The organism is Hirschia baltica ATCC 49814 (assembly GCF_000023785.1).
GTDB lineage: Bacteria > Pseudomonadota > Alphaproteobacteria > Caulobacterales > Hyphomonadaceae > Hirschia > Hirschia baltica.
Genome location: NC_012982.1, coordinates 2,583,704 through 2,600,884 on the forward strand (window position 1 = coordinate 2,583,704; position 17,181 = coordinate 2,600,884).

Consider the following 17,181-nt stretch of genomic DNA (forward strand, 5'->3'; position numbering starts at 1 on the left):
ACGGTTCCGCTTTATGTATCTGGAGCTATTTCTTGTCTCATCGATTTGAAAAAGTCGGTACCGTGAGGAACTGCATCTTTAGGATCTGGATGGATAAGAATATCGGCTCCGGGGAATTCAGATAAGATTCGTTTTTCACACTCTACCATAATATCATGCGCTTCAGCCAGCGAACTGGTATTGGGTAAATCTAGATGGAATTGTATATGAATAATTGGTCCCGCAGAACGGGTTCTTAAATCATGCACAAACCATTCTTTACTATCACCTTGCGCCAACTCAATAATCCGCGCGCGCGCTTCATCGCTTAATTCCCGATCCATGAGCTGATTAAACGCTTCTTTGGCAACATCTAGCGCCCCAAAAGCCAACCAGATAGCAACACCAAGCCCGATAATCGGATCAATCAACGGAATTTTCAGAAAAGAAGCGCCCGCAACCCCAATAATCACCGCAACATTTGCACCCAAATCCGCCATATAATGCGCACGGTCTCCCGCCGTCGCAATAGAGCCAGTCTTCTTTAAGGCGCGCGTTTGAAAGTAGATTAATCCCAGCGTTAAACCGATTGAAATCAGCATCACAACAATTGGAATAACGCCCTCTTCCATCGGTCGAGGATCAAAAAAGCGATCAAAAGCTTCTCGCGCAATCAGTGCAGATGAAGCGCCGACAAGGCCTGCTTGCATTAATGCAGCAAACCCCTCAGCTTTTCCATGCCCATATCTATGATCAGCATCAGGTGGAACAGCCGCATATATTACAGCCCCCAAAGTTACCAATGACGCCGCCATATCCAACCCAGAATCTGCCAATGATGCTAACACAGACACCGAACCAGATACGAACCAAGCCCACAGTTTCAACCCAATAAGGATTGAAGCCACTGTAACTGAAATCAAAACAGTTTGCTTTGTAATTTCCGCTGCTTCCGGCGGGTTCATTCGGCCCGCAGGCATGTGATCATGAGCCATTATATCTATGGTTGCCTGCTAAAGTGGATCAGTTAACCGCACAGTTTATGAGCGTTGAACTGTCGGCCCTATGTTTTTGACAACATCACGGGCATCAAATGCACGAAGCTCGTCTTTTGGCTTTTTCCCTGAATGCATAACAATCTCGGAAGATGCCTCATATTTCGTGATTTGGTTGTAATCATATGACCCACGGCTCCAGAATGGATCATACATTCCATACCAGCCGCTACGCGGGTGAAAATAAGAATATCCAAATCCATAACGAGAATAATGTCCACCAAAGGGACTAGACTGCATACGACTTTTTGTTTCCGTCTCGCGCTCAACAACAACGAAATAATCAAATCCGTTTTCTAATGTTAGCTCAGCAGCGCGAAGCAATAGAAATGTTTCCACTTCATCGCGCGGCGTTGTGGAATTACCTTTGAATGACACATAAAAACGATTAGATTCAATAATTTGGTCTGAATAACCTCTTCCATTATAGGAAGTTGCTTGTTTGTAAGCAGGCTGAGTGGCACAAGCGCTGATAGCCAGAGCTGACACTGTAACTAGAGCAAATAAAGACTGGCGCATGATGTATTCCTTCGTTTATTGAAGCGCAGCAAGTGCACACACTTCCATAGTTGAGCTGACTATAGCAGACCATACAGCTACAAGTCACCATTATTAACACATTGAGCGTTCACAGTTTTATTACCTGTGCGTCATTCTCTAGCGGCTACGCCCGCCAAACACGCCGCGCAATACATATTTGGTTAGCTCTCTAGCAGCCGTCCTCATCATAGATTTGGTCGCTGCTTCAGTCGCTGTTTGACGCCGCGATGTTGGTTTGCGTTTCTTTGCCTTGGCCGCTTGTTCCTTTGCTTTGGCTTCAGCTTCAAGCAATTCAGCCTCTTCTTTTGCTGCTTTTGCCTCGCGCTCACTTAGCAATTCATACGCACTTTCGCGGTCGACAGCGTCATCATATTTCCCAAAGACGGGACTATTCTCGATCACTATTTTGCGTTCAGCATCCGTCACCGGCCCCATGCGCGATGAAGGCGGACGGATCAATGTACGTTGAACAATAGAAGGTGCAGCTTTCAAATCCAGAGTAGACACAAGCGCCTCACCCACTCCTAGTTCAGTGATAGCTGTTTCAGTATCAATATCGGGGTTTTCACGGAAACTCTGCGCTGCCGCTTTTATCGCTTTGCGCTCAGACGGTGTATAAGCGCGCAGAGCATGTTGAACCCGCGCGCCCAATTGCGCCAGCACACTGTCAGGCAAGTCGCGTGGATTTTGAGTTACAAAATAAACACCTACACCTTTAGATCGGATCAAACGCACCACTTGCTCGATTTTATCAATCAATGCCTTTGGCGCATCATCAAATAGCAAATGCGCTTCGTCAAAGAAGAACACCATTTTAGGCTTATCAGGATCACCCACCTCTGGCAGTTCTTCAAACAATGCAGACAATAGCCAAAGTAGAAATGTCGAATACAATTTTGGTGAATTGATCAGTGTCGTTGCATCCAGAATAGATACATATCCGCGCCCATCTCGCGTCGTGCGCATAAAATCTTCTAACTCAAGCGCAGGTTCACCGAAAAATTCTTCAGCGCCATCGCGTTCAAGAACAAGCAATCGACGCTGTATCGCCCCCACAGAACTTGGAGACACATTTCCATATTCTTTCTGGATCTCATCTCGCACTTCAGTGACATGGATCAAAAGTTTGCGAAGGTCTTTTAGGTCCAAAATAAGAAGATCATTATCATCAGCATATTCAAAAGCGATGATCAGCACACCTTCTTGTGTTTCGTTGAGGTCCATGAGCCGAGCAAGCAGTTCTGGCCCCATCTCAGTCACAGTTGTACGGATTGGATGGCCTTTTTTTCCATAAAGGTCCCAAAATATGCTTGGCGTGACGCCATATCCAAAATCGTCAAATCCAATTTTAGCAGAGCGCGCAACCAATTTATCATGTAGTTTATGTGCTGGATCACCTGCTTGAGAAAGCCCCGAAAGATCGCCCTTCACATCAGCACAGAAAACAGGAACACCTGCTGCAGAAAACCCTTCTGCCATGATCTGAAGCGTGACCGTTTTACCTGTCCCTGTCGCTCCGGCGACCAGACCGTGCCGATTTGCACGAGAAAGTATCAATTCTTGAGACAGTTTGTTTTCTGGTCCACCGCCACCAAGGAAAATTGTATTCTCGCTCATAAGCATAATCCTAGCTCGTAAATTTGATTCGTTTCGTTCAGACAATATGACCCCAAAGCTTAAGCGACAATCACGTCAGGCCACATAAATACAGCTAGAGGCAGACTGCAACACGAATAATCGTTTAGGAACAATTGACCCCAAGGTGAGTTTAGGGATTGTAAAAATACAAAGCACTTTGTTGAGGAAAGGTTTTACAATGGGCTATTTACCGGCTGGGATATGGGTCATCGCTTCGGGCGTCATCACATATGGGTTATATGTCGGCGCAGATATTTTTGCGCCATTTGCCTTAGCCGTTTTCCTCTGGCTGGTCATTGAAGGTTTTGCTCGCCTGATGCAGGAGCGCATTCCTAAACTTCCTAGATGGCTTGCTCAAACAAGCGCTGTGCTCATCGTGCTAGGCATCGCCCTAACCGTGACTTTAATATTCATAGATGGGTTAAATGATTTTGCGAAAAATGCTGGCGCATATGAAGCGCGCATCAATGAAATCCTGACCGAGATTTATGCCCGTTTCAACATCTTCACCGTCGCGCCACCTGATTTATCTCGTATGTTATTCAACGAAGAAAACACCAAATTCGTGCAGCCCATTCTAGATTCGGTTCAAGGTCTTGCCTCGTCTTTTGTCCTCATCATGATCTATATTGCGTTTCTCTTTCTTGCAGAGAAAAACTGGCCAACAAAATTAGACAATATCTTTCCAGATACCAAGACAAGATCACAAGCTAGAGAAGTCGGCCATCAAGTTCGCAAGTCGATGGAAGAATACCTTTGGGTACAGACAGTCATCTCAGGCATTATCACTGTTATCACATACATCACCTTACTCATATTGGGTTTAGACAATGCACTCTTTTGGGCATTCATAGTCTTTTTTCTAAACTATATTCCAACAATAGGATCCATCGTTGCAGCCTTCCTTCCTGGATTATTTGCGCTCGCTCAGCCTGAATGGCCAGCCTATATGCCAACCGACGCCACATTGAACGCGCTTATTGTTTTAGCCAGTGTGAGCATATGGCAGTTTGCGATAGGAAATTTCGTGCAGCCTCGCATGATGGGAGAATCTCTCAACCTCTCAGCTTTGGTCGTACTTGTTTCGCTTGCCATATGGGGCGCTCTGTGGGGCATCCCCGGCATGTTCCTATCCGCGCCGCTGACGGTTTTAATGATGATTTTGTTTGCTCAAATCCCGGGCGCACATTGGTTGGCAATTCTATTATCAGCTGATGGTCATCCCGTTAAAAACAAACCAATTGCAGCAAAAGATGACAGCGAAAACGTGTCTTCTGCATAAATTTGCAGTTACACTACTTTCGAAATTATTGAAATAAAATAACATTCTAGGTTAAAATTTGCACGTGGGAATAAACAATCAAACGCTGCTTTTGATTGATTTAATGTTATTTAGAGTTGAAAAAACGAACAAATTACCCCACAATATTCACATCACATCATCGCTTCTGCGGTGATCGGATCGAGGTTAATTTGCAAGCGTCCCCCACCCAGTGCGCAAATTAATCGGTTAAAAGCGGTTGAGTGCGTCCCCGCTCAACCGCGACAAACCAGCGGAAAGTAGATTTGCGTCTAATCCCTTTGAGGAAACATCTCAAACCATTTGCCCTCCCCCATTAATTTGTCGATTTATTTTCATTCACTTCATCATTTCAGTGATTTTCTTGCATCTTTAACGCTTCTACAATGATAAGTCCTTGAAGATACAAAATGCACTTCTAATAGAGCATTTTTTAGGGAACAAGACTTGGAACCTTAAGTTAGATTAACCAACTTAAGATAATAAAGCGATTGTAAAAATCGTACATCATGGGACGAAACTATGGCATTTCAGGCGACGAATTCCAGTTTAGCATTTGCTGCAGAGGAAATTCTAAATTCAGCAGCAATAAAAACAAAGACGAAGCAAAGCGCAAAAAAACTCGAAGCTAGAAATGAATTTCTAAAACAGTTCTGTAATAGCGCGTCGATGGATGAATTTGCACCATTCTCGGCTGATGATGCTGCGATAAATGCGATAGAGCTTTGGAATTTTTCACTCAGCCTAAATACAGATCAACGCACAATTCGTTCCCGACCTTGCCTTGGGGCTGATGAAAAAGACATGCAACGCCATGTCTTTGAAATTGTCGGACCCGATATTCCATTCCTCGTTGATAGTGCCGTTGCCGCTCTGGTTGAAGCCGGTGTTGAAATCACAGCCATCGTGCATCCCGTTGTCGACGGATCATCTCTAATTCAGATACACACTCCGCCCCTATCTAACTTGCGTGCCGCTGAGATAGAAAAACTCTTAAAGCTCACTTTCAATGATGTGTCTCTTGCCACGCTAGATCATGATGCAATGAAGAAAGCCATGCGTGACGCCGCGGCTTCAATTTTAAAAATGCCCGTCATTGAAGGCAGAAGTTCGGAAGAACTCGAAGAATACGCCAATTTCCTAACTTGGTTAGAACAGGATCACTTTTTCTTCCTTGGAGCACGCACTTATAGCTACTCCAACAATGCCTCTTCAGAAACAGGCGAAACAACTGTACTCGAACCGAAAATTGTCGGCAAAGGAATGGGCATACTTCAGGATGTGAACCGCCATGTTCTTTCCCACGGAACAGAACCAGCCGTCCTGACACCACGTATCCGATCTTTCTTAAATGAACCTTCGCCAATTATTGTTACGAAATCGAATGTGCGTTCTCGCGTGCACCGCCGCGTATATGCTGATTATGTCGGCGTAAAACAATTAGACAAAAGCGGGAAAGTTATTGGAGAAATCCGCTTTCTAGGATTGTTCACAGCAGCGGCCTACACCCGAATGGCAAAGGATGTCCCACTCATCCGCCGCAAAATCCAACGCGTCAAAGAAATTCTGGATGTGGGAAGTTCTAGCTATTCTACAAATGCACTCAACAATGTTTTAGAAACCTACCCCCGAGATGAATTGTTCCAAATCTCGGAAGATGATCTTGCGCGTTTCTCATATAGTATTCTGAGTCTGTATCAGCGTCCCCGCACACGGCTATTCATTCGTAAAGATCAATTTGACCGATTTGTATCGGCACTACTTTTCACTCCGCGTGACAATTATTCACCAGAACTTCGGCGCCAAGCCCACACTGCAATAGCAGAAGCTTATGAAGGTCGCGAGTCTGCTTTCTACCCTAGCTTTAATGACGGGCCGCTTGCACGTGTACACTTTATCATTGGTTTAAGCCCTGGACACGCAGAACCCGATATTGATGCCCTCGACATAAAACTACGCCAGATGGCTGAATCGTGGGAAGATGGATTGGCCCGCGCCGACCGTTTGCTAGAAACGCCAACGCCTCACCTTCTTGGACACCATTTCAACGCAGCTTACAAAGAAGCTTTTGCGCCAGAAGAAGCCATCAAAGACTTATCTCTCATAAACAATATGAAAGATGATGAAGAAGTTTTGGTTAGAGCTTACCCAAGCTCTAAAATAGGCACAACTCGCTGTAAAATATACAGAAAAAATGATGTTTTAGAACTATCAGACATGGTGCCGGTATTAGAAAACATGGGTTTACGAGTCCTATCCGAAACCGGATTTCCGATAGTATCTAATGCTGACCAAGACAGCCGCACTACAGTTTGGATACATGACCTAGAGCTTCAATTTTCAAATCCAGACACAATTCTTGATCACAAATTCGAAGATGCATTTGTTGCCGTCTGGAATGGACACACTGAAGATGACCGCTTCAATCAACTTGTCCTTCACCTTGGCATTTCTTGGCGCCAAGCCGCACTTATCCGTACTCTTTGCAGATATCGTCAACAAACAGGAATGGACGCATCTCAAGAGGTGCAAATCAATGCACTTGTGAACCATCCTGAAATTTCGTCAGAACTCGTCAACCTTTTTGATCAACGCTTTGATCCATCAACTGGTCCAGAAAATGCGGCTGAACTCAAAGATAGAAAAATCGCCGGTGATCTCACCAGCGAAGCCATAGTCAAAGCATTAGAACACGTGTCTTCATTAGATGATGATCGTGTTTTACGCCGGACCATGCATTTGATAAATGCCATTCAGCGCACGAATTTCTATCAGCTCACAAATGACGGTGTGCACTACCCGCATATCTCCATTAAAATCGCCAGTCAGGAGCTAGAAGATCTACCTGCGCCTAAACCATTTAGAGAAATTTTTGTTTGGTCTCCTGTCGTTGAAGGTGTCCACTTGCGCTTTGGTCCAGTCGCACGCGGTGGACTTCGCTGGTCCGACCGCCGAGATGATTTCCGCACAGAGGTATTAGGGCTGGTTAAAGCTCAGCAAGTGAAGAATGCTGTTATTGTGCCGGTTGGATCTAAAGGTGGCTTCTTCCCGAAACAATTACCGACAACAGGCACTCGCGAAGACTTTATCAATGGCGGAATAGACGCCTATAAGATTTTCATCTCAGCCCTCCTCCAACTAACCGACAACATCAAAGATGGCGTTGCTGTACGCCCGCAAAATGTATTCGCTTGGGATGGAGATGACCCCTATCTTGTTGTCGCAGCCGATAAAGGCACAGCCACTTTCTCCGACATTGCAAACGGTCTTTCACAAGCTCATGAATTCTGGCTTGATGATGCCTTCGCATCCGGTGGATCTGTCGGATATGACCACAAAAAAATGGGCATCACCGCACGCGGTGCATGGGAGGCAGTAAAACGCCATTTCCGTGAGATGGACAAAGACATCCAAAACGAGCCTTTCACAGTCATTGGTATTGGTGACATGTCTGGTGACGTGTTTGGAAATGGAATGCTCCTGTCAAAGCAAACTAAATTGCTTGCAGCCTTCAACCATCTACACATTTTCGTAGACCCCTCCCCAGACACTGCAACGAGTTATGCAGAACGCAAACGCCTGTTTGAAATGGGACGTTCATCATGGACAGATTACAATAGTGATCTTCTTTCCAAAGGCGGAAAGATCTTTGCACGCGCTGATAAATCGGTCGAACTCACACCCGAAATTATGGAAATGACCGGTCTAACTGAAAAATCAGTTACGCCCGGGACATTGATCCGCGCAATCTTACGGATGCATGCAGAATTACTCTGGTTTGGTGGCATTGGTACTTATGTCAAATCCGAAGATGAAGTCCATTCCCAAGCTGGAGACAAAGCAAACGACCATCTGCGGCTCAATGGAAAAGAACTCAATGTAAAAGTCATTGGTGAAGGCGCAAATCTCGGCGTCACCCAAAAGGGCCGGATCGAATTTTCCCGCAATGGCGGACGCATCAACACGGATGCTATTGATAACTCAGCCGGCGTAGACAGTTCTGACCATGAGGTAAATATCAAAATTCTTCTCACCGAAGCCATTAATGCGGGTGAGTTGAAAGTTGAAAACCGTGACGCACTTCTTGCATCCATGACAGATGATGTGGCTGAACATGTATTGGTCAACAACTATGATCAAACAGGTGCTTTAACGATTATGGAAAGCAGCGCCGTTGCGGATCTGGATGCACATGCACAATTTATGTCGACTCTGGAAGCAGAAGATAAATTAAACCGCGCTGTGGAATTCCTCCCAGATACTGATGCAATTGCTGCTTTGAAGGAACAAGGATTAGGGCTAACGCGCCCTGAAATGTCTGTTCTATTAGCCTATGCGAAGAATGATCTTTTTGCTGCCATTGTGGACAGTGATGCGCCCGATGATCCAGCGTTTCAGGAATATCTCAAAACCTATTTCCCTGCTGCGCTGAATAAATATGATATACCCCGCGCAAACCATCGGCTGAAACGGGAAATCATTGCCACACGATTAGCCAATCGTCTCGTCAATATGACTGGGCCTGTTTATCCTTATGAAATGCGCGATGCTTCTTCGGTCAACATCGGCACACTTGTACGTGCTTCAGAGGCTGCACGGGCTATATTTGGTCTTGATGATCTATGCGATCGTATTGATGCCTTGGACAACAAGGCACCAGCAGAAGCGCAAACACTTATGCGTCGCGAAATTATAGGAACTTTGCGTCAGCTGACTGCCGGCTTGGTGCAACCTATTCTTCGCGGTGATGAATTAGCTGATCTGGTGACAAACTACACAAAAGGTGTTGTCACGCTTCAAGCATCACTATACTCATGCCTTAGCCAATTTGTGCAAGAACGCATCCGCAATCGCGCGGATGGTTTCATTGCTGCAGGCGCTCCAGAAGACATTGCTATGGATGCAGCCAGTATACGCATTCTTGCAACAGCCAGAGAAGCTGTGGATGTGTCGAGGAAAACAGGCTGGGACATCATACCAACAGCCCGCATTCAACACGCACTGGACGAAGTTATAGGCTTGGACAAAATGCGTGCTGCCGTAAGGGACATTCAGTTAGATGGTCACTGGGAACGGCTTGCTCTTCAACGTGTGGGGGATGCACTTCCCGCACAACAATCTGCACTTTCTGAATTGGTTATCATGCACGCCCAAAAGGACGGGCACAAACCTGAAACACTGAGTTTCGATACCGCAAAAGAAGCTGTAGAGATGTGGCTGGCTCCTCTTAAGGTTGAAGTAAACCGCGTCACAGGACCAATTGATCAATTTGACGCCTCAGATAGCTGGACTTTAGCCAAATTGGTTTTAGTTGGTGATGCTTTGCGAGAATTTGTTCAAAATTCTGTTGATAGAGTGTAAGACCTTATCGAAACAAGTATTTCGATTTAAAGGACAGAAGATTTGCGTGCAGTTTCCCTAAGTTTTAGAGACGCCCTCAACGATGATGCTGGGCGTCTCACCACGATTGGTCGTGAGACCTTTTCAGAAACTTTTGGTATGCTGTATAAGCATGAGGACCTTCAAAGCTTTTTAGATGAGAATTTCACAGTAGAGAAACAGCTCAAAGAAATTCAAGATCCCGAGATTGAAATACGCATTGCCGCGATGCGCACAAAAACAATAGCTTATGCAAAATTAGGCCCAGTAAAGCTGCCTATAGAGCACGACCCAGAAACATCATTGGAACTTCACCGCCTCTATGTTCGTCAAGAAGGACAAGGCGTCGGTGTTGGGCGGATATTGCTAACATGGGCGATTGAACAAGCACGGCAACGCGGTGCCAAATCAATCTATCTTGGCGTTTGGGAAAACAACCAACGCGCCATTTCCGTGTATGAGACACGCAATTTTGAAAAAATAGGTAATTACAAATTTCCAGTCGGCAATACTCTGGATAATGAAGTTATCATGCGTAAAAAATTATAACTCATCTTTCACACTGAAGTGGAACTTGCTTCATCCCCTCCAAATAGATAATATAAATGCAATCTATGTTGCCGCGGCTGCTGATCCGTTGATCAACATAGGACATTGCAATGCCACACAATCGCACCAGAGACTGGCGACGAGCCAATGCGCGTCGACACCTCAAATCGGACAAACAATCAAATAATACATTTAACTGGCCCCCTAAAAAGTGGAAGCATTTACATATACGTGCCACCAAACTTCATCGCGCACGCCAAATCGGCAAAATCTGGCCTAATAAGGAATGGACCTCCCTCATGAAAGATTCTGCGCCCGTCAAAATCCTTTTCGTTTGCTCGAAAAACCAATGGCGCAGCCCAACAGGAGAAGCAATTTTTCGCAATGTTGAGGGGATTTCAACACGCTCTGCCGGCACGAGCCGAAATGCTAAACATCCAATCAATATCAAAGATATACGTTGGGCCGATCTGATCCTTGCCATGGAACAAAAGCACCTCTCCAGGATCAAAGCAGACTTTCGTGATGAAACACGCTATAAGCAAGTTCACACACTAAATATTCCTGACGAATACCAATTCATGAACCCAGACTTGATACAATTGCTTGAAACCAAAACGGCAGCTATCCTGAATGAATTGAAACTATAAAGGTTGAAAATGAGCATGCGTGCGAGCCTCTATAGACATCTTGAACCATCGGTACGCGATAAGGGAATATCGCCTCTCAACCTATTTTTGATTGCACTTGTTCTCGTTAGTTTCCTGACCTTTTCATTGGAGACAGAAAAAACCTTTTCAGTTGAATTTCGAAACCAATTGGCTGTTTTCAACATCCTTGTGCTTGCTATCTTTGCGCTAGAATATATTGCGCGAGTGTGGGTTGCCGGTGAAAACCAAAATTTTAAAGGCATCAAAGGACGTATGTCCTATATGCTGACCCCATTCGCGCTAACGGATTTATTGGCCTTCCTGCCTGAACTTATCGCACTGATTATCACAGCAGGTGATGCGCGCGCTATCGCAGCCCTTAAAGCACTGCGTTTATTTAGGCTACTCAAACTAGCACGTTTCGTCCCTGCTTTTGGTATGCTTTGGTCTGCTCTTAAAAGATCTGGTGCACAGCTTGCTGTGGCTCTCATTGTTGCACTCGCGCTAATTTATGTGTCCGCTATCGTCATTTACTTTATCGAAGGCGACATACAGCCAGAAGCATTTGGATCAATCCCGCGCGCAACATGGTGGGCCGTCGCAACACTAACAACTGTCGGCTATGGGGACTCCTACCCTATCACCGTTGCTGGCAAAATATTTGCTGGCATTATCGCACTGGCAGGCATTGGCGTCGTGGCTTTACCAGCTGGTATTTTTGCATCTGCGGTGTCGGATGAAGTTGATGAACGCGCGCAACAGAAAAAACGCAATAAGGGCTAATATATACCCTGAAATATTTGAAGCACTTGAATGTTACAGAATTTCAGGTTGAGAATGCCTCCGCTTTACAGAAAATCCGTAACAAAGGCACTCTCCGTCAACTGGACGCAAACTAAAAATCATGCATCGCAATCTGCCTATAGCTCTGCAATTGCCCGTCTTTTGAGCGCTTCCAGATACGAATACCTTTACCAGTTGCGACGCCAGTTTGATCGCCCCCAATCCAACGCAAATTATAGCTTGTATAAGAGATGGCACCCCATTGCGTTTTGTCTAACCGATCAACTGAGACATCGACAAAATCAAATGGCACCCAATATGACGTGTAATTTTTCAAGAAAGCTGCAATAGCATCACGACCCTTCACAATAGGTGCATCATGTGGCGCATAGGCCGCATCTTCAGCATAAATCCACATCAATGTTTCGGGTTGCTGACGCTTCATCAGAACATCATTGAATTCGCTCAACGCCGATACTTCATAGCTTAATTCATCGGACACAGTTATGCCGGGAATCCGTTGTGCAGGTGTGCTTTCTATGTCTGAAAAGTGCATTAATGATCTGATACCATCAAATGCAGCATCATAATTCCATGCGGAAGAAAACAGCTTTGTCGAACCATCCTCTTGTGTTTCCCACACATCAAAATATGTGCCGGTCAAAGATTTTTCTTCGGATGTTTCAGTGACGATCAAATCGGTTTGAAATGAACCGATTTCAACGATCAGATGACCAAGGTTTAAAACTTCATCGGTCGTCTTGATAAATTTCTTGGTATCAAATCGTTCAAAAAAAGCCTCATAATATTGAGAGATCTGCTCCTTGCCTAAACCAGTTTCCTGATATTCTGGCATGACACGTCCATTTTCGGCAAAACTGCTGACCACGATTTCCAATTTCTCTTCCAGCATCCCTGCAGTAAATGCCTTGTTATGAGCCGCCCGAACCTCATCAATCATGTCGGCACTCGCAGATGTACATCCCCACGCTGCTAACGTTGTCAAAAATAATTGTCGTAGAAAAAAATGCTTCACTTACAGCCTCCCAATCTGTGATTTTATGTAATGATTAAAAGTTTGAAGAAAAAGTGTGGCAATATTCTGTTCAAATCGCCTCTGCACGTATCAACCAAACTATTCTTATCTTTGTCTAAGCTCTATAACCAGTTTAACCTATTCCATCACGGGAGGGATAAATCAGATGTATTTCCTCTTTCCCTTTATAACGAGCAATGCTAGATCCAGCCGATGATATCACGTGATAAAATCCGCAACTTCTCCATCGTCGCGCACATCGACCATGGTAAGTCCACACTCGCCGACCGTTTAATTCAGGTTACAGGCGGTTTGACCGAACGCGAAATGACTGCACAAGTCCTCGACTCAATGGATATTGAGCGCGAACGCGGGATCACGATTAAAGCCCAAACAGTGCGTTTGGATTATACGGCTGAGGATGGTGAAACATACATTCTCAACCTTATGGACACCCCTGGACATGTCGACTTCACTTATGAAGTGTCGCGTTGTCTAAATGCGTGTGAAGGCTCCCTTCTTGTTGTAGATGCATCCCAAGGTGTGGAAGCGCAAACATTGGCCAATGTGTATCAGGCCATTGACGCAAATCACGAGATTGTGCCCATTCTTAACAAGATCGACCTTCCAGCTGCTGAACCTGAGCGCGTCAAAGAGCAGATTGAGGATGTGATCGGGATTGATGCCTCAGATGCTGTTGAGATGTCTGCCAAGACAGGTCTTGGTGTGCCTGATGTGCTTGAAGCGATTATTAAACGTTTGCCGCCGCCTAAAGATGGCGATGAAAACGCGCCGCTAAAAGCCTCCCTCGTGGATGCCTATTACGACCCGTATATGGGTGTGGTAGTGATTGTGCGCATCATGGACGGTGTGATGAAGAAAAAGCAGCGTGTCAAAATGCTGAAAACTGGCGCAAGCTATGAATTGGACCGCGTTGGTTATTTCCGTCCAGGCCGTTTGCAAGATGCCGATGCCCTTTATCCGGGCGAAGTTGGGTTCTTAACTGCCAGCATTAAAGAAGTTGCCGACTGTGCTGTGGGTGACACGATCACTGACGTTAAAAGGCCATGTGAAGGCGCACTGCCCGGCTTTAAAGAAGTTCAACCAGTTGTGTTTTGCGGCCTTTTCCCTGTGGATGCGGCAGACTTTGACGACCTTCGTAATGCTATGGGAAAATTGCGCCTCAATGATGCAAGTTTTTCATGGGAAATGGAAAGCTCTGCTGCGCTAGGCTTTGGTTTCCGTTGTGGTTTCCTTGGGCTTCTCCACCTGGAGATTATTCAGGAACGCCTGAGCCGTGAATTTGACCTTGACCTGATCGCAACAGCGCCATCTGTGGTCTATGAAATGGAAATGCGCGACGGCTCAATGATTGAGCTGCACAATCCTGCCGACATGCCCGATGTGATGCAGATTATGGAAATCCGCGAGCCTTGGATTTCTTCAACCATCATGACACCAGATGAGTATCTGGGCGGCATTCTAAAGCTTTGTCAGGAGCGCCGAGGTCTCCAGACTGATCTTTCATATGTGGGCACACGCGCCATGGTGAAATATGAATTACCACTGAATGAAGTGGTGTTTGATTTCTATGACCGTTTGAAGTCCATCTCTAAAGGGTACGCTTCGTTTGACTATCAGGTCAAAGAACACCGCGCCGAGGATCTTGTGAAGATGAGCATCCTCGTCAATGAAGAACCTGTGGATGCGTTGTCTATGCTTGTGCACCGCTCGCGCGCCGAAGGGCGTGGCCGTGCGATGTGTGAACGTTTGAAAGATCTTATTCCGCGTCACCAGTTTAAAATCCCTATTCAGGCAGCCATTGGGGGCAAGGTGATTGCCCGTGAAACCATTGCGGCGATGCGTAAGGATGTGACGGCCAAATGTTATGGGGGTGATGCCTCCCGTAAGCGCAAACTATTGGACAAACAAAAAGCCGGTAAGAAACGCATGCGCCAATTTGGTAAAGTGGAAATCCCACAAGAAGCCTTTGTGGCCGCCCTTAAAATGGACGGGGATCAGTAGGTTTTATGCACCCAGAAAGTTCAACTTTCTGGGTGGTATTTACTCCCCTCAGAGATTTCCAATTGTCTTTCCATCTTTTTAACAAGATCAGACTGAGCATTGTCAAAAGCAGCCAAGTTAACGTCACTGTTCATCAATCTGGACATAGTATTCTGCCTGAGCCCTTGAGGTTTTGAATTTTCTAAGACAGCTAAAATAGTGAGGTCCTTAACATTTAGTCGAATAGCTTCTTGCCATAGCAATAATGCTTCCAGAGCCTTCACCTCAGACGATACTGCGTAGATCGCCAGAGTTCTGCCAGTTAAAGTTTTCATTACAAAATCAGAAACATAATTATCAGCGCCATCTATAGCACTCTCTTCTTCCTGAATTTCAAAATTATCAGAAAAATTGGCCTCAAGAAACTCTTTAAGGTCATCTTTAAAAGCACGGGCAACGGTAGTTTTCGATAATAACTTCAAATCATCAATTCTTACCATCAACTCTAAGAAGCGAAGAAATGCTGCTGGCGCTTGCTCTTCCGCAACGTATTCAGAATGTATCAACCATTCTTCTTCATCAAAAAAAGCTCCATGTTTTTTCAAGAGAGAACTGAAAGCTGATGATCGTGTTTGAGTGTCAGCGGTAAACCCCTCTTCAGCCAGTTTAGCTAAAAGCTGACCATCTTCTTCGAAACGAACACGCGCCTCAATTCCAACCTGTTTTCTCATGTATATCGATACTGCATCACCGTCTTCTCCTTTGAAAGGCGTAGCTATCGCCAATCCCATAGGAACTTCAGTCGCTTTCAAACCTGAACAAAACTCTTTGCATACCTGCTCGACATTCATAGCAAGGTTCCCGACACATTTACGTTATAAACTGTAAAGGCTTTATCTACCGCATTTCCTCGATTGATTTGAAACATATCATGAACAATCTGTTTGGGCCATCGATAGGTTCCACCTCTTACTTGACCTGGATAAGTCTCATCTATGGTTTTTCGGTTAATATGACAGTGCCATCCCGGCTCACTAGCATGCCATTCGTGCTCACACATCACCCGCATGTCACCTTCAACTTCCACACCTAGTCGAGCTCTAAATATCTGCTTCTCTTCATTTAGGAGTAGTAATATCCGGCACTCATATTTTTCTATATTTAGCTTAACAACGCGCCAAGAATAAGACTTTCCATACTTAAATTGTTTATTAGCTACCTTTGACATCGGAAAAGAACTACGAGGAATATGTCCTTGTTTCCACTCTCCAAGAGATTCTACCTTTTTGTTATCACTTCTAATTAGAATCTTTAAATCCATAAAAGCCCCCACCTTCATTTCTAACTTCGTTCTACCTTATGTGAACTATAGATATTATTTGCAACCTATAACTATTTAGCACAAATATCTCCGCCATCGGGATCGATGCGAGAGTATGAAAAGCAAGAATAGTAAGGGCACGAGGCACGCTTATTCTTGGCAGTAATAGCTGGTCCCGATCAAAACACGGGGTGCCAGCGGTAAGTAGGCCGCAAATAAGCGCGCCTCGCATGATGGTTTTGGCCTTTTTCATAACCACTAAGGGAGGACGGGCAATGCCCCCAATACTCCGCATCAGAAAATGAAACACTTTCTAACTGGTATCTCCCCAGCCCCATCACCTTGACCCCGCACCGATTGCGCGATCTGGTTTGATGAGCCCATCATTCCAATCCCAACACGTTCGGTCGCGAGCCGCCCTCAAGGATTGAATATGCCTAGTATTGCGGCATTCTGCTCGTGTAGGATGAGTTTTGAGATATCCACGCCGGATATTTCCCGCAAGGCTGGACAGAAAATCATCATTGGTGTCTCCTATTTTTACCCAACCGCAAGGAGAGATGTCATGATTTCGAAGCCAGCATTCTTACAAGGAAACTATAATTTCAAAGGTGAAGGGCTGGATAAAGCGGTGGATTTATATAAGGCCAGCTATACCGTTCCCAATGCCATGACAGCCAAGCTTGTCTATTGCCGGATTGGGCAAACGAGTGATGATTTAATCAACATTACTTTACTGCGCGATGGCGAAGTGATGCGTTTATTCCCTCTGGGAATGAAAAACTCCATGCACTTCCCACTAGCTATTCAAGAAGAACTACCCGCCGGAACAACACTGAGCTTGCAATTGACGGCACCTAAGGGCGCGGAAGGATCTTTATTTGTTGATCTGGGCTTCATGGAGGAACGCCCTGATATAGCCGCCTAAAACCACCCTAGAAATATTG

The 17,181-nt window shown here is 45.3% G+C and carries 13 protein-coding genes; 7 read left to right on the forward strand and 6 right to left on the reverse strand.

Features of this window, described 5'->3' with window-relative positions; translation table 11 throughout:
* Positions 1-11: 11 nt before the first annotated feature.
* From HBAL_RS12235 to HBAL_RS12245, 3 genes are all read right to left on the reverse strand, one after another.
* The gene (locus HBAL_RS12235) at positions 12-974 is read right to left on the reverse strand and encodes a cation diffusion facilitator family transporter (RefSeq protein WP_015828259.1); all 963 of its coding nucleotides are present in this window, start codon (positions 972-974) and stop codon (positions 12-14) included.
* A 45-nt stretch (positions 975-1,019) separates the two neighbouring features.
* Positions 1,020-1,553 (reverse strand): CC0125/CC1285 family lipoprotein, encoded by a 534-nt coding sequence (locus tag HBAL_RS12240; RefSeq protein ID WP_015828260.1) that lies wholly within the window; start codon positions 1,551-1,553, stop codon positions 1,020-1,022.
* 138 nt (positions 1,554-1,691) lie between these two features.
* Complete coding sequence (locus HBAL_RS12245; protein ID WP_015828261.1) at positions 1,692-3,191, reverse strand: helicase HerA-like domain-containing protein; 1,500 nt, start codon at positions 3,189-3,191, stop codon at positions 1,692-1,694.
* A 199-nt stretch (positions 3,192-3,390) separates the two neighbouring features.
* On the opposite strand from HBAL_RS12245, the gene HBAL_RS12250 reads away from it, so the two are divergent.
* From HBAL_RS12250 to HBAL_RS12270, 5 genes are all read left to right on the forward strand, one after another.
* Positions 3,391-4,494: an AI-2E family transporter gene (locus HBAL_RS12250; RefSeq protein ID WP_015828262.1), complete on the forward strand. Its 1,104-nt coding sequence runs from the start codon at positions 3,391-3,393 to the stop codon at positions 4,492-4,494.
* A gap of 540 nt (positions 4,495-5,034) precedes the next feature.
* Positions 5,035-9,873 carry an NAD-glutamate dehydrogenase gene (locus HBAL_RS12255; RefSeq protein WP_015828263.1) on the forward strand — a complete coding sequence of 1,613 codons (4,839 nt, stop codon included), beginning with the start codon at positions 5,035-5,037 and terminating at the stop codon, positions 9,871-9,873.
* Between the two features lie 42 nt (positions 9,874-9,915).
* Positions 9,916-10,440, forward strand: a complete 525-nt coding sequence (locus HBAL_RS12260) for a GNAT family N-acetyltransferase (protein WP_015828264.1) — start codon at positions 9,916-9,918, stop codon at positions 10,438-10,440.
* 110 nt (positions 10,441-10,550) lie between these two features.
* The gene (locus HBAL_RS12265; protein ID WP_233356686.1) at positions 10,551-11,090 is read left to right on the forward strand and encodes a low molecular weight protein tyrosine phosphatase family protein; all 540 of its coding nucleotides are present in this window, start codon (positions 10,551-10,553) and stop codon (positions 11,088-11,090) included.
* A 9-nt stretch (positions 11,091-11,099) separates the two neighbouring features.
* A complete protein-coding gene (locus tag HBAL_RS12270; RefSeq protein WP_015828266.1) occupies positions 11,100-11,873 on the forward strand; it encodes an ion transporter in 774 nt (257 codons plus the stop codon).
* Between the two features lie 112 nt (positions 11,874-11,985).
* Here the strand turns inward: HBAL_RS12270 and HBAL_RS12275 are convergent, their stop codons facing one another.
* Complete coding sequence (locus HBAL_RS12275) at positions 11,986-12,909, reverse strand: Cif family virulence factor (RefSeq protein ID WP_015828267.1); 924 nt, start codon at positions 12,907-12,909, stop codon at positions 11,986-11,988.
* A gap of 213 nt (positions 12,910-13,122) precedes the next feature.
* Here HBAL_RS12275 and lepA point away from each other — a divergent pair, with 213 nt between their 5' ends.
* Positions 13,123-14,934 carry a translation elongation factor 4 gene (lepA, locus tag HBAL_RS12280; RefSeq protein WP_015828268.1) on the forward strand — a complete coding sequence of 604 codons (1,812 nt, stop codon included), beginning with the start codon at positions 13,123-13,125 and terminating at the stop codon, positions 14,932-14,934.
* A gap of 20 nt (positions 14,935-14,954) precedes the next feature.
* Here lepA and HBAL_RS12285 read toward each other — a convergent pair whose 3' ends face one another.
* A complete protein-coding gene (locus HBAL_RS12285) occupies positions 14,955-15,764 on the reverse strand; it encodes a DUF1828 domain-containing protein (protein WP_015828269.1) in 810 nt (269 codons plus the stop codon).
* The gene (locus HBAL_RS12290) at positions 15,761-16,234 is read right to left on the reverse strand and encodes a hypothetical protein (protein WP_015828270.1); all 474 of its coding nucleotides are present in this window, start codon (positions 16,232-16,234) and stop codon (positions 15,761-15,763) included. Before HBAL_RS12290 ends, HBAL_RS12285 begins: the two co-directional genes overlap by 4 nt.
* Positions 16,235-16,667: 433 nt before the next feature.
* On the opposite strand from HBAL_RS12290, the gene HBAL_RS12300 reads away from it, so the two are divergent.
* Positions 16,668-17,162 (forward strand): hypothetical protein, encoded by a 495-nt coding sequence (locus HBAL_RS12300; RefSeq protein WP_233356687.1) that lies wholly within the window; start codon positions 16,668-16,670, stop codon positions 17,160-17,162.
* Positions 17,163-17,181: the final 19 nt, after the last annotated feature.